Below are 22226 nucleotides of genomic sequence, written 5' to 3'. Positions count from 1 at the left end.
CATGCATGCGGTGGTATCCTGTAGGTAATGAAAAGAAACGACCATGGCGTTCGCCTTGGTCGTTTTTTATTGGAACAAACGGGAGAATATAGCGTGTCCGATACCGCGATTCTGGAAATCGTCGAGCTTGCCGATGGTGAAGTCGTGCTTCGGCCTTCCGAAGCCGAGGGTGAGCCATTGGTAAGTATTCGCTTCTCGGAAGAAGCCCTGGATTTATTGCGTCAGAGCCGCTTCGAGGTGGCGCGTCAGATGATCGATCATGCGATCACGCGCACGCGCCTGTGGGAAGGCAATGAGGAAGAGTCGCAAGAGGTCCCGGAAACGGTACATTGATGCGCTTGGCCTAAGGGTCGATGATAGTGTTGTTGCCATGACGTCCGGCGACCGATAAAGCGCCGGACGTTATCATGCATGGCATCATGAATTTCTTTCATGTTCACTTGAAGGATATGCAGTGGTCATGGCCGCTGTGGCACGGCAAAGTGAGCGCCCTAATCTTCGAGCCGAGAGTCGAGAAACGCTATGAGCCAGTATCAGCCTCCATTTCGTGCCGACACCGTGGGCAGCCTGTTGCGTAGCGACGAGCTCAAGCAGGCGAGACGCCTTTTTCAAGCCGGTGAAAGTGACTACGCGGCGCTGCGTGCCGTTGAAGACGCCGAGATTCGACGTGTCGTCGCCAAGCAGGAAGCGCTGGGACTCAAAGCGGTCACCGATGGCGAGTTCCGCCGCGCTTGGTGGCATTTCGATTTTCTCGAAGACCTCAAGGGCGTAGAAGGCTATAGCTCGGATCAAGGGATCCAGTTTCAGGGGCGGCAGACGCAGGCGCGTAGCGTGCGCGTGACCGACAAGCTGGGCTTCGATCCCGAGCACCCGATGCTCGGTCACTTCCGTTTCCTGGCGGGCACGGTCGATAAAGCGACGCCGAAGATGACGCTGCCGAGCCCCAGCGTGCTGCACTTCCGTGGCGGTCGCCGCAATATCGATAGTAGTGTCTATCCCTCCTTGGATACCTTCTTCGCCGACTTGGCCGATACTTACCGTGACGTGGTCAAGCATTTCTACGCGGCGGGCTGTCGTTACCTTCAGCTCGATGACACGGTGTGGGCGTATCTGTGCTCCGAGAAGGAGCTGGCGGCGGCGCGTGAGCGTGGCGAGGACGCCGATCGTCTGCAACACATCTATGCCGAGGTGCTCAACCACGCGTTGGCCGATCGTCCCGACGATCTGCATGTCAGTCTGCACGTCTGCCGGGGTAACTTCCGCTCGACATGGATCAGCGAAGGAGGTTATGAACCGGTAGCCGAGACCCTGCTGGGGCGCGTCGATGTCGATGCCTACTTCCTCGAATACGACACCGAGCGCGCGGGCGGTTTCGAGCCACTGCGCTTTCTGCCTGAAGGTCACAAGCAAGCTGTCCTGGGGCTTATCACCAGCAAGAGTGGCGAGCTGGAGCCCGCCGATACGGTTAGCGCCCGCATTGCCGAAGCGTCGCGCTATGCGCCGCTCTCTCAGCTTTGCCTGAGCCCGCAGTGCGGTTTTGCCTCGACCGAGGAGGGCAATTTGCTCAGCGAAACGCAGCAGTGGGACAAGCTGCGCCACGTCGTGGATATCGCCAAGGCCGTCTGGCAAGACTGAGCTCTGCTGCGCCTGTCTGATCGTCGCCCTCACATGCTCGTATGTGGGGGCGTTTTATTAGGTGGGGCCGCGTTGCATATCAATGAAGACGATGCTGATGGAACGTTAATCGCTGACTCACCCTGCCGTGTAACGGTAAGTCATCGCTTCCACGAGGGGGATTATGACGCTTATCGGCGTCGGTGGTGTGTCCATTCGGCGACGAATAGGAATCTCTGAACCCCTTGATCATGGGCAGCGCAGGAAAATTTACCGTTTCTCAGGCAATTGATATTGGCGATATTAGCGGTATTCGTATTATCCTGTGGGCGGTACATGAGGGACCTGATGTATCAGGGCTTCATCACCACACACAGAAAGGTTTTCAAGGAGAACGCAGATGTTGTCCAACAGCAAGAACACGCTCAAGCTTCTGGTCGCCGCTGGCTCTCTGGCCGTGTTGGCAGGTTGTGCCTCTGGCCAGGAACAGATGAAGAGCGATATCGATCAGGCGCAGGCTGACGCGTCTGAAGCCAAGAGCATGTCTCAGCAGGCAATGAATGCTGCCGAGAAAGCGCAGCGCGATGCGAATGCCGCTCTCGAAGCGACTCAGCGTAATCGTGCCGAGATGGACCGTATGTTCGAGAAGTCCATGCGCAAGTAATGCGTAGGCAGTATAGGGCCGGCGTTTCGACGCCTGGTCCAGAAAAGGGCCCCGCCATCGGCGGGGCCCTTTTCGTTTGCAGCTGACGGGGATGACGCCCCCGGGGGCTTTCGGTGTACGCTAACGCCTTGTCACGATCATTCGGAGTGGAACATGAGGCGATGGGCGCGTGCTTTGGTAATGACCTTGAGTGTTTTGTCGTTAGCGGTTTGGTGTGGGTCATGTGCGCTGGCGAACGCCGATGACGAAATTTGGATCTTGATCGACGACAATGATTCCACCCTGGATATCTATCGCGGTGACACCCGTATCGAGCACTTCGAGCCGGTGGCGTTGGGGCGGGGTGGAACAGCGCGCGTGCGCCAGCGAGGCAGCAGGATGACGCCTACCGGTGAATTTCATATCAATCGCATCAACCGCGACAGCAAATTCAATATCTTCCTGGGGCTGGATTACCCCAAGCTCGATACTGCACGTGAAGCGATGCGAGCCGGGTTGATGTCACCCACTGAATACGCCGATTTCCAGGATGCCTATTATCGTGATGGAGCGCCGCCGCAGGATACGGTGCTGGGCGGCTATATTGGTATTCATGGCTTGGGTAGTAGCGATCCCGAGATCCATCGGCGCTTTAACTGGACGGAAGGATGCGTGGCCGTCACCAACGATCAGATCGAAAAATTGACGCGCCTGGTCTCGATCGGCACACGCGTCGTGATCCGAGGGGACGACGATGCGCCGATCGCGGCCTTACATGACAAGCCTCAGGTCGACTCTAGAACCCTGACCGACTGATAGAGCAGATGCGGCGGCATCGGCAAAGCGTCGTACAGGCTGCCAGGCAGCGGTTCACGCGGCGCTTTTTCTTCCGGCTCGACGTTGAGTGCGACCGCCGCACCATCGGGAATCAACACCGCGTCTGCCAGGCGCCGGTGATCGATGTCGGTGTCGATATCGTGGCGTTTCAAGGTGGCAACGAGCGCTTCATCGGCGTCGAGCACACGCTTGAGCACCGGCGACCGACGGTCTTCCTCGAGCAGAGGGAAAGACTGTACGTAGAGTGTCTCGTCGCGCCAGCCGAACTTGGTCGGTTCGCTGACCAGGTTCACCTGGGTACCCACCGGGAGCTTGCCGAAGAGATGCTCTACGTCCTCCGGGAACATGCGAATGCAGCCATGCGTTACGCGCATGCCGACACCTTGCGGGCGATTGGTACCATGGATCAGGTAGCCGGGGATGCCCAAGCGCATCTTGTACTTGCCCAGCGGATTGTCGGGGCCGGGCGGCACCACGTCGGGGAGTTCTCGGCCGTCCTCTGCGTGCTCATCGATGATTGACTGGGGCGGATACCAGGGCGGATTTTTCTGCTTTTCGGTAATCTTCGTCTCTCCCAGCGGCGTCGACCAGTCCATGCGCCCGACGCTGATGGCGTAGGTCTCCACCTGTGCTGGTTCTCCCTCCTTTTGCTCGGGATAGTAATAGAGGCGCATTTCGGGGATGTTGACCACGACGCCTTCATGGTCGGCATCGGGGAGAATGAAGCGCGTGGGGACCGTGACTTCGGTGCCTTCGCCGGGATACCAGACACTGACGCCAGGATTGGCGCGGCGCATTTCCTCGTAGCCGATCCCGTAGTAGCGACCGATGTCGAGCAGCGTGTCTTCCTTTTCGGCTTCGACGACGCGTGCTTCGCCGACGATGTTGCTTTCTTCGTCGATCTCGAAGCGCGTGACACGCTGGTCGTGGGGCCCCGCTTGGGTTTTCGGCAAGCTGGTTGCCTCAGGATCGATGACAGGGCCCGGGGCGGAATCGGCAAGCGCCATCGTGGAGAGAGAGAGCAACGGGGCCAGCAGGAAAGGCGATAGGCCGCGGGAAGTAACCGGCATGGATATGGACTCTTTTTCGTTCAGGCAAGTGGCGGACGCCACGGTCACCTGCATTCTGGCGTATTTTCATGCCGACACAAGCCTTCAGCAGGCTTATGGCGCGCATCCGTGCATCTGTGCGAGTGATCTGGCAGGGCACCCGCATGGCGGGTGCTGCCCGTTACGCTGCTTCCGTCTTGCGGTTGAGTTGTCCGAGTAACGCCTCGAGCAGGGAAAAGCGCTTATCCTCGTCGCTCATATCGCCTTCAAAACGTAACGTGTCCGCGCCGTCCAGCCGGTAGTGCGCTGGGTTTTGCTGGATCATCTGGACCAGCGTCATGGGGTCGACGGCGGTTTGCGTGCCGAAAGTGAGGCGGCCACGCTCGGCGCCAGCTTCGAGGCGCACGATGCCCAGGCGTTCGGCACGTTGGCGTAGCCGGGTCTGGCGGAAAAGTGTCTTGAGCGGCCCTGGTAGCAGGCCGAAGCGGTCGATCATCTCGACCTGCAATTCCTTGAGCTCGGCTTCATCCTCGGCGTTGGCGATGCGCTTGTACATGATCAGGCGCTGTTGCACGTCGGGTAGGTAATCGTTGGGAATCAATGACGGCAAGTTGAGGCTGATTTCTACGCCATCGTCCAACGGAGACTCGATATTGGGTGTCTTGCCACTCTTGATGGCCTTGACCGCGCGGTCGAGCATTTGCATGTAAAGGCTGTAGCCAACCGTCTCCATCTGCCCGCTTTGTTCATCGCCCAGTAGTTCGCCGGCGCCGCGAATCTCCATGTCATGACTGGCGAGGGTGAAACCGGCCCCGAGATCTTCCGCCAGGCCGATCGCCTCGAGGCGCTTGAGCGCATCTTGGGTCATCGCCTTGGGCGGTGGCGTGAGGAGATAAGCATAGGCCTGATGGTGGCTACGACCGACACGCCCGCGGAGCTGGTGCAATTGAGCGAGTCCGAACTTATCGGCGCGTTCGATGATGATGGTGTTGGCGCTAGGTACGTCGATGCCGGTCTCGATGATCGTCGAGCATACCAGCACGTTGAAACGCTTGTGATAGAAGTCCGACATCACGCGTTCCAGCGCACGCTCGGGTAGCTGACCGTGGGCGACGGCCACGCGCGCTTCGGGTACCAACTCGGCAACGCGCTCGGCAGTGGTTTCTATCGTCTTGACTTCGTTGTGGAGGAAGTAGACTTGGCCGCCGCGCAGAATTTCACGTAGCAAGGCTTCCTTCAGGACGCCTTCGTTGCGCTGCTGGACGAAGGTTTTGACCGATAGACGTCGTGCCGGAGGAGTGGCGATGATCGAGAGATCGCGAATGCCGCTCATCGCCATGTTCAAGGTACGGGGAATCGGCGTCGCGGTGAGCGTGAGAATATCGATCTCGGCCCGTAAGCTCTTGAGCTTTTCCTTCTGCGAGACACCGAAGCGGTGTTCCTCGTCGATGATCAACAGCCCCATGTTGGGGAGCGACATCGTCTTGGAGAGCAGCTTGTGGGTGCCGATGACGATATCGGCGCGGCCTTCGTTAATGCGCTCCAGCGACGCTTGTTGCCCCTTGCCGGCAGTGAAGCGCGAGAGCAGCTCGATCTGGACCGCAGTGTCCGCGAAACGGTCGCGGAAATTGTCATAGTGTTGTTGGGCAAGCAGGGTAGTGGGAACCAGTACCACGACTTGGCGACCGGAGTGCACGGCGAGAAATGCCGCGCGCATGGCGACTTCGGTCTTGCCGAAGCCCACGTCGCCGCAGACCACGCGGTCCATCGGACGCGGTGCGGTCATGTCGTTGATGACCGCATCGATGGCAGCGTGTTGATCGGGCGTTTCTTCGAAGGGGAAGCTGGCCGTGAAGCGTGCGTATTCCTCGCCGGGCGCGTCGCAGGCGAAGCCTTCGCGCGCCTCGCGTCGGGCGTAGGTATCCAGCAGCTCGGCGGCGGTATCGCGTACCTTTTCGGCCGCCTTGCGCTTGGCCTTGTCCCAGGTTTCCGAGCCGAGTTTATGCAGCGGAGCCAGTTCATCGGTGGCGCCGGCATAACGCGAGATCAGATGCAGGCTGTCTACCGGAACGTAGAGCTTGGCGCCGCCGGCGTATTCAAGCGCCAGGAATTCAGCGGCCTGACCGCCGGCTTCCAACGTCTCGAGCCCTTGGTAACGGCCTACGCCGTGGCTCTGGTGGACCACCGGAGAGCCGGGGCGCAATTCCGCCAAGTGTCGTACGGCGAGTTCGTTGTCATCGGTCACCCGACCACGGCGGCGTGCCTGGCGAACGACATCGCCGTACAGCTCGGTTTCGGTGATGACGCAGGTGGCAGGATTGTCGAGCCATAGCCCTTCATCTAGGCCGCCCGCGCAAATCGCCAGCGGTGCACTGCCATCCAGGAAGTGTTGCCAGCCATCGGCCACGGCCAGAGGACGCCCCAACGGAGCGAGGGTTTCTTCCAGTGCTTCGCGGCGCCCACTCGACTCGGCAACCAATAGAACGCGCGGGGCGTCGGGGGCACCGAGAAACGCCTCCAATTTGGCGAGCGGGTGATGACCGCGCGCATGAATGGCCACATCCGGGAGAGGGTGCGTGGCCGGTACCTTGGCATGCGGGTGTGATTCGTCGTCGTTAACCAGTGCCACGCGCGGGTGCTGCTTGATGGAAGCGAATACCTCGGGCACGGGCACGAAAGCATGTGCCGGCGGCAGCAAGGGCCGCGTGGGGTCGACGCCAAGATTGTCGTAGCGACTTTCGATGGCGCTCCAGTGGTGCTCGGCCGCGTCGTGGACGCCGGGCATCAGCGCAATGCGCGTATGCGCATTCAGATGCTCGAACAGGCTGGCGGTCTCCTCGAAGAAAAGCGGCAGGTACTGCTCCAGTCCGGGAGACGGAATGCCCTTGAGTGCGTCGTTGTACAGCGGGCATTGGCGTGGGTCGACGTCGAACAATGTCTCGAACCCTTCGCGGAAGCAGGCGATTGCCGAGCGCGACAGCGAATATTCGTGTGCCGGCAGCAACTCCACGCGTTCGACCTTATCCAGAGAGCGCTGAGTGTCGGGGTTGAAGTACCGCAAGGTATCGACTTCATCATCGAACAGATCGATACGCAGAGGATGATCGCTGCCCATCGGGTAAAGGTCGATCAAGGCACCACGAAGCGCGTATTCGCCAGGTTCGTAAACGGTCTCCACAGCGCGGTAGCCAGCCCGCGAGAGGCGTTCCCGGAAGCCTTCCCGGTCGAGCTGCATGCCGGTGTGCAATGTAAGCACGCGACCGGCGATGTAGTCGGTGGGTGGGAGCCGTTGCATAAGGGTATTGATGGGCACCACGACGATGCCGCGTGTCCCTTCTTGCAGTTGCCGCAGTGTCTTGAGGCGTGTGGAGGCGATGTCCTGGTGCGGCGAAAAGCTATCGTAGGGCAGCGTTTCCCAATCAGGGAACGATAAGATGGGATGATCGGCAAAGAACTGCAGCGCGCCTTCGAGCCGTTGAGCGCTGGAGGTATCGGGAGTCACGACCATCAGCGGAGCGTCGTCGGCGAGGCGTGCCAGCGCCAGGGCGCCAGCGGCAGCGTGCGGACGTTGCCAATAGACAGTGTCACGCAGGCCCTGAGGATGCGGCGGATCGAGCGGTGAAAAATACGACATGGTGCGCTTCATTTTCTAAGTCGAGACGATGATAGCAGGCAAAACAAGGGTTGGGGGCGATACGCGGGGATTTAAAGCCAAGTCCGTTACCGCTCTTGTAGTCAAAAACGGTCGCATAAATCGATGTTCATTGCCTTTTTTTTGCCCTGTAGTCAAGGGCCTATTGGTGTAGTGGAATTACACCGCATGCGACCAAGCAAGCATTGCTAAGGGCATGAAAGGCTACGGATAATGCATTTTATTTCGTTCCCTGCTGCCGTGACGAGGCCCGCCGTGAGTCAAGAAAAACTCGAGACCTATTTTCAGGATTGGCAAGAAAACGAAGCATTGGCCGAGGAGATGATCCCCCTGCTGGGACGTCTCTACCGCAAGTACAATGTCGTGCCATCCCTGTACGGGCGTTCGTTGATCAATCGCTCGGTCATTCGCATTCTCAAGAATCATCGCTACGTCAAGAAGGTCGAGGGTATCGAGCTCTCGGTGCGCGATACGTTGCCGATGGTCAAGGCCATGACCGAGCTTGAGCTAGGGCCGGCGCACATCGATATCGGCAAGCTGGGGGTAGCCTTCAAGCGCTCCGAGCAAGACGACATCAAGGCCTTCCTCGAAACGGAACTGGCCGATATCGTGGGGCGTCACGCCGATACCGGCATGGGTGGCGAGCCCAAGGATGTCGTGCTCTACGGCTTCGGGCGCATCGGTCGTCTGCTGGCGCGTATCCTGATCGAGAAGGCGGGGGGCGGTAACCTGCTTCGGCTGCGTGCCATCGTGGTGCGTGGCGGCGGCGATGACCTCGAGAAGCGTGCCAGTCTTTTGCGTCGCGATAGCGTGCATGGGCCGTTCGCCGGCACGATCCGCGTCGATCATGAAAACGAGGCGATCATCGCCAACGGTAACTATATCCAGATCATTCATGCCGATTCACCCAGCGAGATCGATTACACCGCGTATGGCATCCAGAGTGCCCTGGTCGTCGATAACACCGGCAAGTGGCGTGATGCGGAAGGCCTGTCCCAGCATCTAGCGTCCAAGGGCGCGGCGAAGGTGTTGCTGACCGCGCCTGGCAAGGGCGACGTCAAGAATATCGTGCACGGCATCAACCACGACGAGATTACCGACGACGACCGTGTACTTTCGGCGGCGTCGTGCACCACCAATGCGATCGTGCCTATCCTCAAGGCGGTCAACGACGAGTTCGGTATCGCACACGGGCATGTCGAGACGGTGCATGCCTATACCAACGACCAGAACCTGATCGATAACTACCACAAGGGCGACCGGCGGGGGCGCAGTGCCGCGCTGAACATGGTGTTGACCGAAACCGGCGCCGCCAAGGCCGTGGCCAAGGCGCTGCCCGAGCTGTCGGGCAAGCTCTCCGGGAATGCCATTCGCGTGCCTACGCCTGATGTGTCCATGGCCATTCTCAATCTTACGCTGGACAAGGCCACCGACCGCGAGGCGTTGAACGAGTACCTGCGCGATATGGCTTTGCATTCACGCATGCAAAAGCAGATCGATTACGTCGACTCACCGGAGGTGGTGTCGTCCGATTTCGTGGGCAATCGCCATGCCGGCATCATCGATGCTCAGGCGACGATCGCCGATGATCGTCAGGTCGTGCTCTATGTGTGGTATGACAACGAATTCGGCTATAGCTGTCAGGTCGTGCGTATCCTGCAGCACATGTCCAACGTGCGTTTTGTGTACTTGCCGCGCGAAACGCGCTGAGTATTACTCGCCTCTTCTCACCTGCGCCCCGATCCCGGGGCGCTGTCGTTTCTCGCATGCGCCATCGTAAGCCCCATACTTCCTAAGGTTATGTAGTCATTCGGCACTTGTCTCTCTATAATGGTGCCCGATTTTGGGGACGGCCCTTGGCCATGGGCCGAAAGAAGCAATCGTCTGATAAGAAAAGAATCCGACTACCGTGAAGGTTGCCCGCGCTGTTCAGCATGCTTAAAAGACGCGTGGCGAGCGTGTGGGCGTTCATGGACCCCTTTCCTTTCGAAACATCAGATCCGACAACTGGGCGAGACTATGATCGAAGTCAAACGAGGCCTGGATCTCCCCATCGCCGGGTCGCCCGAGCAGCGCATATACGATGCGCCGCCCGTGCGGCAGGTGGCGATTCTTGGCACCGACTACGTGGGCATGAAGCCGACGATGGAGGTCCGAGAGGGGGACAAGGTAAAACTGGGCCAGCTACTGTTCACCGACAAGAAGATCCCGGGCGTACGGTTCACGGCACCAGGCGCAGGTGAGGTGGTGGCGATCAATCGTGGCGAGAAGCGGCGCCTGCTGTCGGTCGTCATCAAGCTCGATGATCACGAAGAGGCCGTACCCTTCACGGCGCATGGCGCGGATGCGCTGGACCGGTTGGAGCGCCAGACGGTCGTCGATCAGCTGGTCGATTCAGGGCTCTGGACCGCATTCAGAACTCGCCCTTATTCTCGCACGCCCGCACCCGATGCCACCCCCGCCGATATTTTCGTTACCGCCATCGATACGCACCCCCTTTCTGCCGACCCCAGCGTGGTGATCGGCGAGGACGCCGCTGCGTTCGAGCAGGGGCTCAAAGTGCTCAAGCATCTCACTCCGGGCCAAGTGTTCGTATGCCATGGACAAGGTGCCGAGCTGCCGGGCCGCGAGCTCGAAGGCGTGCGTTTCGAGGCCTTTGCCGGCCGGCATCCCGCTGGCCTGGTGGGCACCCACATCCATTATCTTTCGCCGGTGAGCCTTGCGCGTCAGGTATGGCATCTCGGCTATCAGGATGTCATCGCCTTTGGCAAGCTGTTTGCCGAAGGGCGCCTTGAGACACAGCGCGTAGTGGCCATCGGCGGTCCGCGCGCCAAGCAGCCGCGCTTGTTGCGGACGCGCCTCGGGGCGAGCAGCAGTGAGCTGCTGGAAGGCGAGATCGAATCGCCCGAAGATACTCGCGTGATTTCAGGCTCGGTCTTCGGTGGTGATATCGCTGAAGGCTCGCGGCGTTTCCTGGGGCGTTTCCATCGCCAGTTCTCGCTGCTCGAAGAGGGCAATAAACGCGCCTTCCTGGGCTGGCTGTCACTCGGGTTGCGGCGTCATTCGGTGATGGGCATCTATGTCTCTCAGTTTCTGGGACTCAATCGGTATTCGCCAAATACGTCCACCAACGGTTCCGAACGTGCCATGGTGCCAGTGGGCGCCTACGAGCGCGTGATGCCGCTGGATATCATGCCCACGCAGCTGCTGCGCTCATTGATCGTGGGCGACATCGAGAGCTCGATGGAACTCGGCTGTCTGGAGCTGGATGAAGAAGATCTCGCGCTTTGTACCTACGTTTGCCCCGGCAAGTACGAGTACGGCCCCATCCTGCGTGATAACCTCACCATGATCGAGAAAGAGGTCTGACGATGGGAATTCGTAATACGCTCGACAAACTCGAGCCGCATTTTCACCAGGGTGGTAAATACGAGAAGTTCTACGCGCTGTACGAAGCGGTCGATACGATCTTCTATACCCCCCCGGATGTGACCAAGAGCACGGCGCACGTGCGTGATGGCATCGACCTCAAGCGCATCATGATCACGGTATGGCTGTGTACCTTTCCGGCGATGTTCTTCGGCATGTACAACGCCGGCCTGCAGGCCAACATGGCAATTGGCGACGGCTTCGGTGCGATGAGCGGATGGCGTGAAGCCATCACCATGGCACTGGCGGGGAGCCACGACCCCAGCAGCATCTGGGCCAACTTCGTGCTCGGCGCCACTTACTTCCTGCCTATCTATCTGGTGACCTTCGTCGTCGGTGGGTTCTGGGAAGTACTGTTCGCCGTCAAGCGCGGCCATGAGGTCAATGAAGGCTTCTTCGTCACTTCCGTGCTCTATGCGCTGATCCTGCCGGCGACTATTCCGTTGTGGCAGGTGGCCTTGGGGATTACCTTCGGGGTCGTGATCGGCAAGGAAATCTTCGGTGGCACCGGCAAGAACTTCCTCAACCCGGCGCTGACTGGGCGCGCCTTCTTGTATTTCGCCTACCCGGCGCAGATCTCCGGTGATAGCGTGTGGGTCCCCGCCGACGGCTATACAGGGGCCACCGCGCTCTCCACGGCGGCACAGAACGGCATGGGCGCCGTGCAGCAGGCATATAGCTGGTGGGACGCTTTTCTGGGCTTCATTCCCGGCTCGGTGGGGGAAACCTCGACATTGGCGATCCTCATCGGCGCGGTGGTCTTGCTGATTACGCGTATCGCCTCGTGGCGCATCATGCTGGGCGTGTTCGTAGGCATGGCGCTGACCGCGATGCTGTTCACCACCATTGGCTCGGACAGCAACCCGATGTTCGGCATGCCATGGTATTGGCATTTCGTGCTCGGCGGCTTCGCCTTCGGGATGGTGTTCATGGCCACCGATCCGGTATCGGCGTCGATGACGGACCGTGGCAAGTTGCTGTTCGGCCTCTTGATCGGGGTGATGACGGTATTGATCCGAGTGGTCAATCCCGCGTTTCCGGAAGGCATCATGCTAGCGATTCTTTTCGCCAACCTGTTCGCACCGATGATCGATCACTTCTTCGTGCAGGCCAACATCAAGCGCCGCCAGAAGCGTGATGCCGCGTATTCCACCGCGACGACCGAGGAGACCACCTGATGGCCAGCAACAATTCCATCAAGAAGACGCTAACGGTCGCACTCGCGCTTTGCATCGTGTGCTCGGTGGTGGTATCGACCGCCGCCGTGGTCCTGCAGCCTACTCAGCAGAAGAACCAGGAGCTCGACCGCAAGAGCAACATCCTGCAGGTGGCCGACCTCTACGAGCCGGGGATGGACGTCGACGATGCGTTCGATGAGCTGATTACCTCGCGTGTGATCAATCTCGAGACTGGTGAGTACAGCGACCGATTCGATCCGCAAAGTTACGATCAGTTCGATGCCGCGAGAGACCCTGCGACATCACGCACCCTGTCCGGTGAAGAGGACAGTGCGGGGATTGGGCGCGAAGAGATGTACTCGACGGTTTATCTGGTAGGTGACAATCCCGATGACCCCGAGCAGATTATTCTGCCGATTCGAGGGCAGGGCCTGTGGGGGCTGATGCGTGGCTTCTTCGCCATTGAAGGCGATGGCAATACCATTATCGGGTTGTCCTACTATTCTCACTCCGAAACACCGGGGCTTGGCGGCGAGGTCGACAATCCTCGTTGGAAGTCGAAGTGGAAAGGTAAGGAGATTTATGCGGAAGATGGCATGAGTCCCGACATCTCTCTGGTCAAGGGCGGCGCCGACAGCAAGTATGAAGTCGATGCCTTGTCGGGGGCGACGCTGACGAGCCGCGGCGTTACCAACATGCTGCATTTCTGGCTGAGCGAGAGTGGCTTCGGCCCCTATCTCGCCCGCTTCCACGGCAATTCCGAAGGAGCGTGAACATGGCTGCTGAGTCCGTAAAAGACGTTGTTCTCTCGCCGGTCTTCAAGAACAATCCGATCGCGCTGCAGGTGCTGGGGATTTGTTCGGCACTGGCGGTGACCAACTCCATGAGTGTGTCGTTGGTCATGGGCCTGGCCGTTATCGCGGTCACGGCGTGTTCCAACCTGTTCGTTTCATTGATTCGTCAGCATATTCCATCGTCGATCCGCATCATCGTGCAGATGACCATCATTGCCTCGCTGGTCATCGTGGTCGATCAGGTGCTCAAGGCGTATGCCTACGAGATGTCCAAGCAGCTGTCGGTCTTCGTCGGGCTGATCATCACCAACTGCATCGTCATGGGCCGTGCCGAGGCCTATGCCATGCAAAACGGCCCCGTCATGAGCTTTCTCGATGGGGTCGGTAATGGTCTGGGATATGCCGTGATCCTGCTGATCGTCGGCTTCTTCCGTGAGCTTTTCGGTTCCGGCAGCGTCTTCGGCTTCACGGTGCTGACGCCGGTGCAGGATGGCGGCTGGTACGTGCCCAACGGCCTGATGCTGTTGCCGCCCTCGGCATTCTTCGTCATCGGTTTGATCATCTGGGTCCTGCGGAGCATTCGTACCGAGCAGGTTGAAAAAGCCGAGTACCGGATCGTGGCTAACAGCAAGGCCAAGATTAAGGAGTCCGTGTGATGTTCGAGCATTACCTGAGCCTCTTCGTCAAGGCAGTGTTCGTGGAGAACATGGCACTGGCTTTCTTCCTCGGCATGTGTACCTTTCTTGCCGTTTCCAAAAAGGTGTCCTCGGCCATCGGGCTGGGGATCGCGGTCGTGGTGGTGCTGACCATTACCGTGCCGGTCAACAACCTGATCCTGACGTATCTGTTGAAGGAAGGGGCACTGACCTGGACGGGCCTTGAAGGCGCCGAAAATATCGACCTGTCGTTCCTGGGACTTTTGAGTTATATCGGTGTCATCGCGGCACTGGTTCAGATCCTCGAGATGTTTCTCGATAAGTTCGTCCCCTCGCTCTATAACGCGTTGGGGGTTTTCCTGCCGTTGATCACGGTGAATTGCGCGATTCTCGGCGCTTCACTGTTCATGGTCGAACGTAGCTACAACTTCGGCGAATCGGTGATCTACGGTGCCGGGGCTGGCTTCGGCTGGGCGCTGGCGATCGCTGCATTGGCGGGTATTCGTGAAAAGCTCAAGTACAGTGACGTGCCGGCCAGCCTCCAAGGGCTGGGGATTACGTTCATTACCGTCGGACTGATGTCATTGGGCTTCATGTCCTTCTCCGGCATCCAGCTCTAAGCAACGGAAATAGGAAACCGACATGGTTGATACATCCATCATCGTGATCGGCGTCGTCATGTTCACCGTGATCGTGCTCGGTCTGGTGGCCGTGATCCTGACGGCGCGCAGCCGTCTAGTCAGCAGTGGCGACGTCTCCATCGAGATCAACGGCGATCCCGAGAACACCTTGACGACCCAGGCGGGTGGCAAGTTGCTGCAAACGCTGGCTGCCAATGGCATCTTTCTTTCTTCCGCATGCGGTGGCGGCGGCTCTTGCGCCCAGTGCAGATGTCGTGTGGTCGACGGCGGGGGCTCGATTCTGCCCACCGAGGAGTCTCACTTCACCCTGCGTGAGAAGAAGGAAGGCTGGCGGCTGTCGTGTCAGGTGCCGGTCAAGCAGGACATGAAGGTCGAGGTTCCCGAGGAGGTCTTCGGCGTCAAGAAGTGGGAATGCGAGGTTACCGAAAATCCCAACGTCGCCACCTTCATCAAGGAGCTCAACCTCAAGCTGCCCGAAGGCGAGGATGTGGCTTTCCGGGCCGGGGGCTATGTCCAGCTGGTGGCGCCACCTTACGACATCAAGTTCTCGGACTTCGATATCGAAGACGAATATCGCGGCGATTGGGACAAGTTCAATCTCTTCGATATCTCCCACAAGAACGATGAGGAGATCATCCGCGCGTACTCGATGGCTAACTACCCGGATGAAAAGGGTATTCTCAAGTTCAACATCCGTATCGCTACGCCGCCACCCAATACCGGACATCCACCGGGGCTGATGTCGACGTACGCCTTCTCGCTCAAGCCGGGTGACAAGGTAACGGTGATGGGGCCCTTCGGTGAGTTCTTTGCCAAGGACTCCGATGCGGAAATGATCTTCATTGGTGGTGGTGCGGGCATGGCACCCATGCGCAGCCATATCTTCGATCAGCTCAAGCGCCTCGAATCGACGCGCAAGATCTCGTTCTGGTATGGCGCCCGCTCCTGGCGTGAGACCTTCTATAATGAAGAATACGACCAGTTGGCCGAGGAGTTCGATAACTTCGAGTGGCACCTCGCGCTTTCCGATCCCTTGCCGGAAGATAATTGGGAAGGTGACACTGGCTTCATCCATAACGTGCTTTACGAGAAGTACCTCAAGGATCACCCGGCGCCGGAAGACTGCGAATATTACATGTGCGGCCCGCCCATCATGAACGCATCCGTCATCAAGATGTTGACCGATATGGGTGTAGAGCCTGAAAACATCATGTTGGACGACTTCGGCGGATGAGACTGGCAGCATACTGTGCAGGACCGGCCTGGAGAGGGCTGGTCCTGTTTGCATTATTGGCGCTGGTCGGTTGCGATCAACCGCCGCAAGCGCATCGCTTCGAGGGCCCCATCTTCGGCACGGGCTACCATGTGACTGTCTATGGCGACTTCAGCGATAAGCAACTTGCCTCGCTGGAGGATGGCATCAAGGAATCGCTCGACGAGGTCGACCACCTGATGTCGACCTATAAGTCCGATTCCGAGCTGTCTCGATTCAATGCCGCGCCGGTAGATGAGCCGTTCGAATTATCCTCGCCCACGGCGAACGTGATCGGGGAAGCTATCGACATCGGCGATCTCTCGAATGGCGCATTCGATGTCACCATCGGCAGCGCGGTCAACCTGTGGGGCTTCGGCCCCGAGATGCGTCCGGATGAAGTGCCCGACGATGACGAAATCGCCCAGGCGCTGGACAAGGTCGGCTACCAAGCGCTGAAATTGAATGGCAATCGTCTGACCAAGACCAAGCCGGTGTATGTCGATCTTTCGGGCATCGCCAAGGGGTTCGGGGTCGACCAAGTAGCGGCTCGTCTGGATGCACTGGGCGTGACGTCTTATCTCGTGGAGGTCGGTGGCGAGATCCGCACGCGGGGTGAAAAACCCAATGGCGAACCTTGGCGCATCGCCGTGGAAAAGCCGGTGTCTCGGGAGCGTAGCGTACAACGCGTGCTCGAACTCGAAGACGTGGCGGTGGCGACATCGGGAGATTACCGCAATTATTACGAGGAAGATGGCCAGCGTTTCTCGCATACCATCGATCCGCGTACCGGTCGCCCGATCACGCATCACCTTGCCTCAGTGACGGTCGTCTCCGAGCGTAGCGCGACGGCCGATGGACTAGCGACGGCATTGGAGGTACTGGGACCCGAGAAAGGCATGGCGTTGGCGAACCGTGAGGATATTGCGGCGTATTTCATCGTCAAAACCGATGAGGGTTTCAAGACAGAGCTCAGCGAGGCGTTTCATACCTATCTTGCGGATGAGCCGTCCGAAGGGGAAAAGCAATGACAGTATGGCTTTTGGTATTCGCATTGATGCTATTGCTGTTGGCCGGCATGGCCATCGGCGTCATTCTCGGCCGTAAGCCCATTGCAGGCTCGTGCGGGGGGCTCAATCAGTTGGGTCTCAAGGAGGGATGCGATATCTGCGGTGGGAACGACAAGGTCTGCGAAGAAGAGAATCAAAAGCGCCGCAAGAGTGCACGTCGTTCCAGCGACGAGAACCGGGGCGCCGACCTCGGCTACGACGCCGTTCGACGCTGAGCGCACTCGTCAATCAATACTGACGCTGGAATCGTTGGTTGAGTCCAAGGCGCCCGAGGGCGTGTCCCGACATGTTATCGCGGGAAATCCGAGCTGCGCCCTGAAGGCAGCATGCCTCGTCATCCCCGCTTGCCGTGGCCAGTCTTGCGTTGAGGCTTATCGCAGCGGTTCCTCATGCATCGAGAGGAGCAGGCGAACCTAATGGCAGTTCACAATTATGATGTGGTGGTGATTGGCTCGGGGCCCGCAGGAGAAAGCGCTGCGATCAACGCGGCCAAGCACGGCAAACGCGTGGCCATCGTCGAGAAGCAGCAAGCGGTGGGTGGCAACTGCACTCACTGGGGGACGATCCCGTCCAAGGCGCTACGCCACCAGGTCAAGCAGATCATGCAGTTCAATACCAACCGCATGTTCCGCGACATCGGCGAACCGCGTTGGTTTTCCTTTCCTCGTGTGCTTGAACGTTCCAAGGTGACCATCGACCAGCAGGTCGAGATGCGCACTCAGTTCTATTCACGCAATCGCATCGATCTTTTCTTCGGGGTGGCGAACTTCCGTGACGAGCACACCCTGATCGTGCGGGACAATCAGGAAGGCGTCGAGGAGTTGTGCGCTCAGCAGTTTGTGATCGCCACGGGTTCTCGGCCTTATCGTCCTGCCGATATCAACTTCCGGCATCCACGCATTTATTGCTCGGATACCGTCCTGGGGCTTTCCCATACGCCCCGCACTTTGATCATCTTCGGGGCCGGGGTCATCGGGTCCGAGTATGCTTCGATCTTCTCAGGACTCGGCGTCAAGGTTGACTTGATCGACATGCGCGAGCGGCTTTTGTCGTTCCTCGACGACGAGATCAGCGACGCGCTTTCCTACCATCTGCGCCAGAATGGCGTGTTGGTGCGCCATAACGAAGATTACGAAAGCATCGAGGGCGATGAGTCCGGTGTGGTCGTCAAACTCAAGTCTGGCAAGCGTCTGCGCGCGGATGCGTTTCTGTGGGCCAATGGGCGGACCGGCAATACCGATCAGTTGGGACTGGAGAACATCGGCCTCGAACCCAATGGGCGCGGTCAGCTACAGGTCGATGAGCACTATCGCACCATGGTGCCGCATATCTATGCCGTGGGGGATGTCATCGGTTGGCCGAGCCTGGCCAGTGCCGCCTACGACCAGGGACGTAGTGCCAGCGATGACTTCCTGGAAGAAGACTTTCGTTTCGTCGAGGATATCCCCACTGGCATCTACACGATTCCCGAGATCAGCTCGGTGGGCAAGAACGAGCGCGAGTTGACCGAAGCCAAGGTGCCCTACGAGATAGCGCAGGCGTTCTTCAAGGACACCGCGCGTGCGCAGATCACCGGGGACACGGTGGGCATGCTCAAGATCCTTTTCCACCGCGAGACACTAGAGATTCTGGGCATTCACTGCTTCGGCGACCAGGCCTCCGAGATCGTGCATATCGGCCAGGCCATCATGCAGCAGAAGGGTGAGGCGAATACCCTGAAGTATTTCATCAATACCACCTTCAATTATCCGACCATGGCCGAGGCGTATCGCGTCGCGGCTCAAAACGGCCTGAATCGTATATTCTGATACGGGCCGACATGGGCTCGTAGTTCAAGAGCCTTGAGTGTTCGCCGGCGTGGATCGGCATTCGACGAGCCGGCACTTTTGCCGGCTCGTTGCGTTGGGGTATCCATCGTCACATGAGTAAAAGGAGGTTTTATGTATCGGGAAGACAAACAACATAGCGACGAAACGACGTTCACACTGGGGCGCGAAGAATTGATCATCCACCGCCGTCATGAATTGGCCAGTACTGTGAACGATCTCTTGCTGGGCCTGTGGTTCACGATCGGTAGCATCTGTTTCTTCTATCAGGGCAGCGTCAAGGAAGCGGGTATCTGGTTGTTCGTATTGGGCAGTGTGCAATTGCTGATTCGCCCGGTGATCCGTTTGCACCGTCAGCTTACGCTCAAGCAGTTGCCTTCCAGCAGTCAGGAATTCTGAGACAGCTACCGGTAGCGATAGACCCGCAAGCTGGGCAGGAAGGGAGCGTCTTCGAGCTTAGTGTCGGCGCGTTTGGCGCGGGTGCGCGTGTTGGGCGGTGTTGCCTTCGGGGTATTGTGCGAAGGCAAGCGACCGTCTTCGCTTGGAATGAATAGAGGCAAGGGCAGGTTCATGGCACGCCGCATGCGCCCATCCGAGAGCGCTTCGCGAAAGAAAAGATTGGCGCGCATGACGGGGGCCTGGGTTTGTACCTGTGCCAATGGCTCGCCATCGGGGATGTCTGCCAAATGGCGTAGCTGGATGCGAATGTGTGGGCTTTCCGTATCCATTTCCAAAAGCCGCCGTTCGGCATCGCGCACGCTCAGTCGCTTGATGGAGCGCCCGCTGCTATACCAGGCGAGACGTACGCGCGAAAGCGGGGCGTCTGCCACGGGCAGGTGACGCCAGCATTGCTTGAGATGCAGGCGCGCCAGACCCTGGCCACGTAGATGGTCGTGCAGTGTGGGATGACGAAAGGGCAGTACGGCTTTGATCTCGGGGAGCAGGCTCGGTGCGTCCTGACGAATCTCGGCGAGTGTCGCCGCGAAAGTTTGCTTGGCGTGATTGATGTCGGCGACGTACGCCAGCAATGTGGAGTCGGCAGCAATCAGGCCGATGTAATTGCGCGTCGCGCGACCGTCCTGGCCGTCTTGATACCAAAAGTCGAGCAGGGCATGGCGTAGCCATGCGATGTCGAAGGGGGTATCGCCCAGTACCCAGCCCTTCGGTGGCGCGTGTTCGACATGGCCGATGAGTGCCTCGCAGGTTTCGATTACATGATCGAAGTCGTGCTCGAGTCTGGCCAGGAGGTGATATTGCCGCTCCATACTTATACCGTTATCTAAATTCTAATGGATACATGGTGGCAAGCTTGGTGCGTCTTGGCAAGTATACCTAGCGTTCAATGTCAGTAGTGGTAGATGGGCAGCGCCCGCCCATGGATGGCGGGCCAGTGCGGCCCGCTATTCAACGATCGCGGTAACGCTTGGTGAGATCGGCGTAGGCATCGACGCGTCGGTCACGCAGGTAGGGCCAGGCCCGCCGTACTCGTTCGCTACGTGTCATGTCGAGTTCGACCAGTAGTTGCGTCGTGTCATCGCCGGCCTGGGCCAATATCTCGCCTTGTGGGCCGCAGATGAAGCTGCCACCCCAGAAGTCGATGCCCGACGTCGCATTCGATGGGTCGGCTTCATGGCCTACGCGATTGGCGACCATGACCGGTAGACCATTGGCCACCCCGTGCGAGCGCTGAATCAACGTCCAGGCGTCCTTTTGCCGTTGCTTCTCGGGATCGTCGTCGGGCGGGTGCCAGCCGATGGCGGTGGGGTAGAGCAGCAGGTCGGCGCCGGCCAAGGCCATCAAGCGTGCAGCTTCTGGATACCACTGATCCCAACAAACCAAGACGCCGAGCCGGCCGACGGACGTCTCGATGGGCTCGAATCCGGCGTCCTCTTCGGCATCGCCGGGCGTGAAATAGAATTTTTCATAGAAGCCCGGGTCGTCGGGTATATGCATCTTGCGATAGTGGCCAACACGACCGCGCTGACGATCGAAGACCACGGCCGTGTTGTGATAGAGCCCGGCGGCGCGGCGCTCGAAAAGCGAACCGACGAGCACGATATCGAGCTCGACGGCTAGGTCCGCCAGATGCTTGGCGCTGGGGCCGTCGAGCGGTTCGGCCAGATCGAACAGGCTATCGTCTTCGGTCTGGCAGAAGTAATGCGTGGCATGCAGTTCCTGAAGCAGAATCAACTCGGCGCCTTTCCCCGCCAGTTCACGAATGCCAGCGTCGCTTTCCTGCAGGCTACGGGCCTTGTCGGGCCAGGCTTGTTGCTGAACGAGTCCTACCTTGAGCGTCGAGGACATGGCGTCACTCCTTGTCATTGGCACTGCGATCGTTGGCACTACGATCATTGGCACCGCTGTCATTGGTCCTGTCGGTGGACGCGGTGAAGAAAGCGCCGCGTGGCAACTGCATGGTCAGACAGTGGAGGCTGCCATGTTGGCGGATCACGGTGCGACAGTCGATGGGAATGATATCGCGTCCGGGGAATGCACTGGCGAGTGCCGTCAGGGCCACGCCATCGGCAGCATCGGCATAGGTGGGCACGAGTACCGCACCGTTGATGATCAGAAAGTTGGCATAGGTGGCGGGCAGGCGGTGGCCATCATCGGGGTCATAGCATGCGCGGGGCAAGGGTAGGGGGATAAGGCGATAAGGCTCGCCATCGGCCCGCTGAAAAGCCTTGAGCTCGCTTTCCATCTGCGCCAACGCCGTGAAGTGCGGGTCATCAGGGTCCTCGCAGCGCACATATGCAATGGTCTCGGCATCGCAAAAGCGGGCCAGGGTGTCGATGTGGCTATCGGTATCGTCACCTTCGAGGTAGCCCTGCGTCAGCCACAGGCAACGTTCGATGCCCATGTCGTCACGCAAGGTGGCCTCGATGCCTTCACGCGTCAGGTGTGGGTTGCGGTTGGGATTGAGCAGACAGGCTTCGGTGAGCAGTAACGTGCCGTCGCCATCGCCGTCGATGGCGCCACCTTCCAGGACCATCTCGCGTGCCTCCCGAGGGGCGGCATAAATGCCGACGCTCGAGAGGGCTGCGGTCAGGGCGTTATCGCGCTCGGCGGCGAACTTGCCGCCCCAGCCCGTGAAACAATAATCGAGCAGCACGACCTGGCCGTCGCGTTCAATGGCAATCGGCCCGTGGTCGCGGGTCCAAGTGTCGTCCGATGGCGCTTCGATGAGATGCCATTGTTTGGGATGAATGCCCAAGCGGGAAAAGCGTGAATCGAGGCGTTGGCGTGTTGCGTCATCGGCGACGACGACCAAGACGGGCTGGTATCGTGTGATAGCCACGACCAAGGCTTCCAGAGAGGCTTCAATACGCTCGAGCAGGGGCTCCCAATCGCTTTCTGCACTGGGCCAAGTGAGTTGAATGGCATCTTGGGGATGCCATTCGGGGAACAGGCGTGGGAGCATTGCGGTCTCCTATGAGATTGAAGCAAGACGCCGTGGCAGGATCTCGGTGTCATGTCGATGATGACGGCGGCTGCGGCATTTTAGCCTTCGCCGGCACGGATGCAAATATCACCAGGCGCTGCCCATGATGCGGCCATCGAATGGTTTTTTCGCCGTCATTGGCT

At 59.2% G+C, this 22226-nt stretch carries 20 protein-coding genes; 15 read left to right on the top strand and 5 right to left on the bottom strand.

Translation table 11 applies throughout. From position 1 onward, the window contains the following. The first annotated feature begins 93 nt into the window (after window positions 1-93). From L1075_RS00440 to L1075_RS00425, 4 genes are all read left to right on the top strand, one after another. On the top strand, window positions 94-333 hold the full coding sequence (locus L1075_RS00440) for a hypothetical protein (protein ID WP_040243721.1): 240 nt from the start codon (window positions 94-96) through the stop codon (window positions 331-333). 189 nt (window positions 334-522) lie between these two features. Next, on the top strand, window positions 523-1635 hold the full coding sequence (locus tag L1075_RS00435; RefSeq protein ID WP_040243719.1) for a cobalamin-independent methionine synthase II family protein: 1113 nt from the start codon (window positions 523-525) through the stop codon (window positions 1633-1635). Window positions 1636-2014: 379 nt separating this feature from the next. Continuing rightward, window positions 2015-2278, top strand: coding sequence for an Lpp/OprI family alanine-zipper lipoprotein (locus L1075_RS00430; protein WP_075367878.1), 264 nt, complete (start codon window positions 2015-2017; stop codon window positions 2276-2278). 258 nt (window positions 2279-2536) lie between these two features. Then, window positions 2537-3073 (top strand): L,D-transpeptidase family protein, encoded by a 537-nt coding sequence (locus L1075_RS00425; RefSeq protein ID WP_245798006.1) that lies wholly within the window; start codon window positions 2537-2539, stop codon window positions 3071-3073. Here the strand turns inward: L1075_RS00425 and L1075_RS00420 are convergent. Continuing rightward, window positions 3043-4164 (bottom strand): L,D-transpeptidase family protein, encoded by a 1122-nt coding sequence (locus tag L1075_RS00420; RefSeq protein WP_246894860.1) that lies wholly within the window; start codon window positions 4162-4164, stop codon window positions 3043-3045. The genes L1075_RS00425 and L1075_RS00420 overlap by 31 nt on opposite strands. Window positions 4165-4324: 160 nt before the next feature. Continuing rightward, entirely contained in the window at window positions 4325-7777 is a 3453-nt protein-coding gene (gene mfd / locus L1075_RS00415) for a transcription-repair coupling factor (protein WP_246939091.1), read from the bottom strand. Window positions 7778-8050: 273 nt separating this feature from the next. Here mfd and L1075_RS00410 point away from each other — a divergent pair, with 273 nt between their 5' ends. The 11 genes from L1075_RS00410 to L1075_RS00360 all read left to right on the top strand — a co-directional run bounded on the left by L1075_RS00410 (window position 8051) and on the right by L1075_RS00360 (window position 19040). Further along, window positions 8051-9505, top strand: coding sequence for a glyceraldehyde-3-phosphate dehydrogenase (locus tag L1075_RS00410; protein WP_246894658.1), 1455 nt, complete (start codon window positions 8051-8053; stop codon window positions 9503-9505). 309 nt (window positions 9506-9814) lie between these two features. Further along, entirely contained in the window at window positions 9815-11164 is a 1350-nt protein-coding gene (locus tag L1075_RS00405; protein WP_040243708.1) for a Na(+)-translocating NADH-quinone reductase subunit A, read from the top strand. 2 nt (window positions 11165-11166) lie between these two features. Continuing rightward, window positions 11167-12402: an NADH:ubiquinone reductase (Na(+)-transporting) subunit B gene (locus L1075_RS00400; RefSeq protein ID WP_246894657.1), complete on the top strand. Its 1236-nt coding sequence runs from the start codon at window positions 11167-11169 to the stop codon at window positions 12400-12402. Then, a complete protein-coding gene (locus tag L1075_RS00395; protein ID WP_246894662.1) occupies window positions 12399-13175 on the top strand; it encodes a Na(+)-translocating NADH-quinone reductase subunit C in 777 nt (258 codons plus the stop codon). The genes L1075_RS00400 and L1075_RS00395 overlap by 4 nt, the downstream gene beginning before the upstream one ends. A 2-nt stretch (window positions 13176-13177) precedes the next feature. Then, a complete protein-coding gene (locus L1075_RS00390; RefSeq protein ID WP_040243703.1) occupies window positions 13178-13852 on the top strand; it encodes an NADH:ubiquinone reductase (Na(+)-transporting) subunit D in 675 nt (224 codons plus the stop codon). Continuing rightward, window positions 13852-14472 carry an NADH:ubiquinone reductase (Na(+)-transporting) subunit E gene (gene nqrE, locus L1075_RS00385; RefSeq protein ID WP_040243701.1) on the top strand — a complete coding sequence of 207 codons (621 nt, stop codon included), beginning with the start codon at window positions 13852-13854 and terminating at the stop codon, window positions 14470-14472. Before L1075_RS00390 ends, nqrE begins: the two co-directional genes overlap by 1 nt. 22 nt (window positions 14473-14494) lie before the next feature. Next, the gene (gene nqrF, locus L1075_RS00380; protein ID WP_246939087.1) at window positions 14495-15727 is read left to right on the top strand and encodes an NADH:ubiquinone reductase (Na(+)-transporting) subunit F; all 1233 of its coding nucleotides are present in this window, start codon (window positions 14495-14497) and stop codon (window positions 15725-15727) included. Next, complete coding sequence (locus L1075_RS00375) at window positions 15724-16776, top strand: FAD:protein FMN transferase (protein ID WP_052445082.1); 1053 nt, start codon at window positions 15724-15726, stop codon at window positions 16774-16776. The genes nqrF and L1075_RS00375 overlap by 4 nt, the downstream gene beginning before the upstream one ends. Further along, complete coding sequence (nqrM, locus tag L1075_RS00370) at window positions 16773-17030, top strand: (Na+)-NQR maturation NqrM (protein WP_040243697.1); 258 nt, start codon at window positions 16773-16775, stop codon at window positions 17028-17030. Before L1075_RS00375 ends, nqrM begins: the two co-directional genes overlap by 4 nt. 174 nt (window positions 17031-17204) lie before the next feature. After that, window positions 17205-18623, top strand: coding sequence for a Si-specific NAD(P)(+) transhydrogenase (gene sthA, locus L1075_RS00365; protein WP_143333958.1), 1419 nt, complete (start codon window positions 17205-17207; stop codon window positions 18621-18623). Between the two features lie 132 nt (window positions 18624-18755). Next, window positions 18756-19040: a YrhK family protein gene (locus L1075_RS00360; RefSeq protein WP_040243693.1), complete on the top strand. Its 285-nt coding sequence runs from the start codon at window positions 18756-18758 to the stop codon at window positions 19038-19040. 5 nt (window positions 19041-19045) lie between these two features. Here L1075_RS00360 and L1075_RS00355 read toward each other — a convergent pair whose 3' ends face one another. The 3 genes from L1075_RS00355 to L1075_RS00345 form a co-directional block, all read right to left on the bottom strand. Further along, window positions 19046-19906 (bottom strand): DNA replication terminus site-binding protein, encoded by an 861-nt coding sequence (locus tag L1075_RS00355; RefSeq protein ID WP_040243690.1) that lies wholly within the window; start codon window positions 19904-19906, stop codon window positions 19046-19048. 139 nt (window positions 19907-20045) lie between these two features. After that, window positions 20046-20945: a carbon-nitrogen hydrolase gene (locus L1075_RS00350; protein WP_040243689.1), complete on the bottom strand. Its 900-nt coding sequence runs from the start codon at window positions 20943-20945 to the stop codon at window positions 20046-20048. 4 nt (window positions 20946-20949) lie between these two features. After that, entirely contained in the window at window positions 20950-22062 is a 1113-nt protein-coding gene (locus L1075_RS00345; RefSeq protein ID WP_052445081.1) for an agmatine deiminase family protein, read from the bottom strand. Between the last annotated feature and the right edge of the window lie 164 nt (window positions 22063-22226).

This window comes from Chromohalobacter beijerinckii, from assembly GCF_023061185.1.
Taxonomy (GTDB): Bacteria; Pseudomonadota; Gammaproteobacteria; order Pseudomonadales; family Halomonadaceae; genus Chromohalobacter; species Chromohalobacter beijerinckii.
Note: the sequence above shows the minus strand (reverse complement) of the source record. Positions and strands in the feature narration are given on the sequence as shown.

Coding starts and splice junctions, on each gene's coding strand:
- L1075_RS00435 (WP_040243719.1), top strand. CDS start 523: ATGAGCCAGTATCAGCCTCCATTTCGTGCCGACACCGTGGGCAGCCTG.
- L1075_RS00430 (WP_075367878.1), top strand. CDS start 2,015: ATGTTGTCCAACAGCAAGAACACGCTCAAGCTTCTGGTCGCCGCTGGC.
- L1075_RS00420 (WP_246894860.1), bottom strand. CDS start 4,164: ATGCCGGTTACTTCCCGCGGCCTATCGCCTTTCCTGCTGGCCCCGTTG.
- mfd (WP_246939091.1), bottom strand. CDS start 7,777: ATGTCGTATTTTTCACCGCTCGATCCGCCGCATCCTCAGGGCCTGCGT.
- L1075_RS00405 (WP_040243708.1), top strand. CDS start 9,815: ATGATCGAAGTCAAACGAGGCCTGGATCTCCCCATCGCCGGGTCGCCC.
- L1075_RS00400 (WP_246894657.1), top strand. CDS start 11,167: ATGGGAATTCGTAATACGCTCGACAAACTCGAGCCGCATTTTCACCAG.
- L1075_RS00390 (WP_040243703.1), top strand. CDS start 13,178: ATGGCTGCTGAGTCCGTAAAAGACGTTGTTCTCTCGCCGGTCTTCAAG.
- nqrE (WP_040243701.1), top strand. CDS start 13,852: ATGTTCGAGCATTACCTGAGCCTCTTCGTCAAGGCAGTGTTCGTGGAG.
- nqrF (WP_246939087.1), top strand. CDS start 14,495: ATGGTTGATACATCCATCATCGTGATCGGCGTCGTCATGTTCACCGTG.
- L1075_RS00375 (WP_052445082.1), top strand. CDS start 15,724: ATGAGACTGGCAGCATACTGTGCAGGACCGGCCTGGAGAGGGCTGGTC.
- nqrM (WP_040243697.1), top strand. CDS start 16,773: ATGACAGTATGGCTTTTGGTATTCGCATTGATGCTATTGCTGTTGGCC.
- sthA (WP_143333958.1), top strand. CDS start 17,205: ATGCATCGAGAGGAGCAGGCGAACCTAATGGCAGTTCACAATTATGAT.
- L1075_RS00360 (WP_040243693.1), top strand. CDS start 18,756: ATGTATCGGGAAGACAAACAACATAGCGACGAAACGACGTTCACACTG.
- L1075_RS00355 (WP_040243690.1), bottom strand. CDS start 19,906: ATGGAGCGGCAATATCACCTCCTGGCCAGACTCGAGCACGACTTCGAT.
- L1075_RS00350 (WP_040243689.1), bottom strand. CDS start 20,945: ATGTCCTCGACGCTCAAGGTAGGACTCGTTCAGCAACAAGCCTGGCCC.
- L1075_RS00345 (WP_052445081.1), bottom strand. CDS start 22,062: ATGCTCCCACGCCTGTTCCCCGAATGGCATCCCCAAGATGCCATTCAA.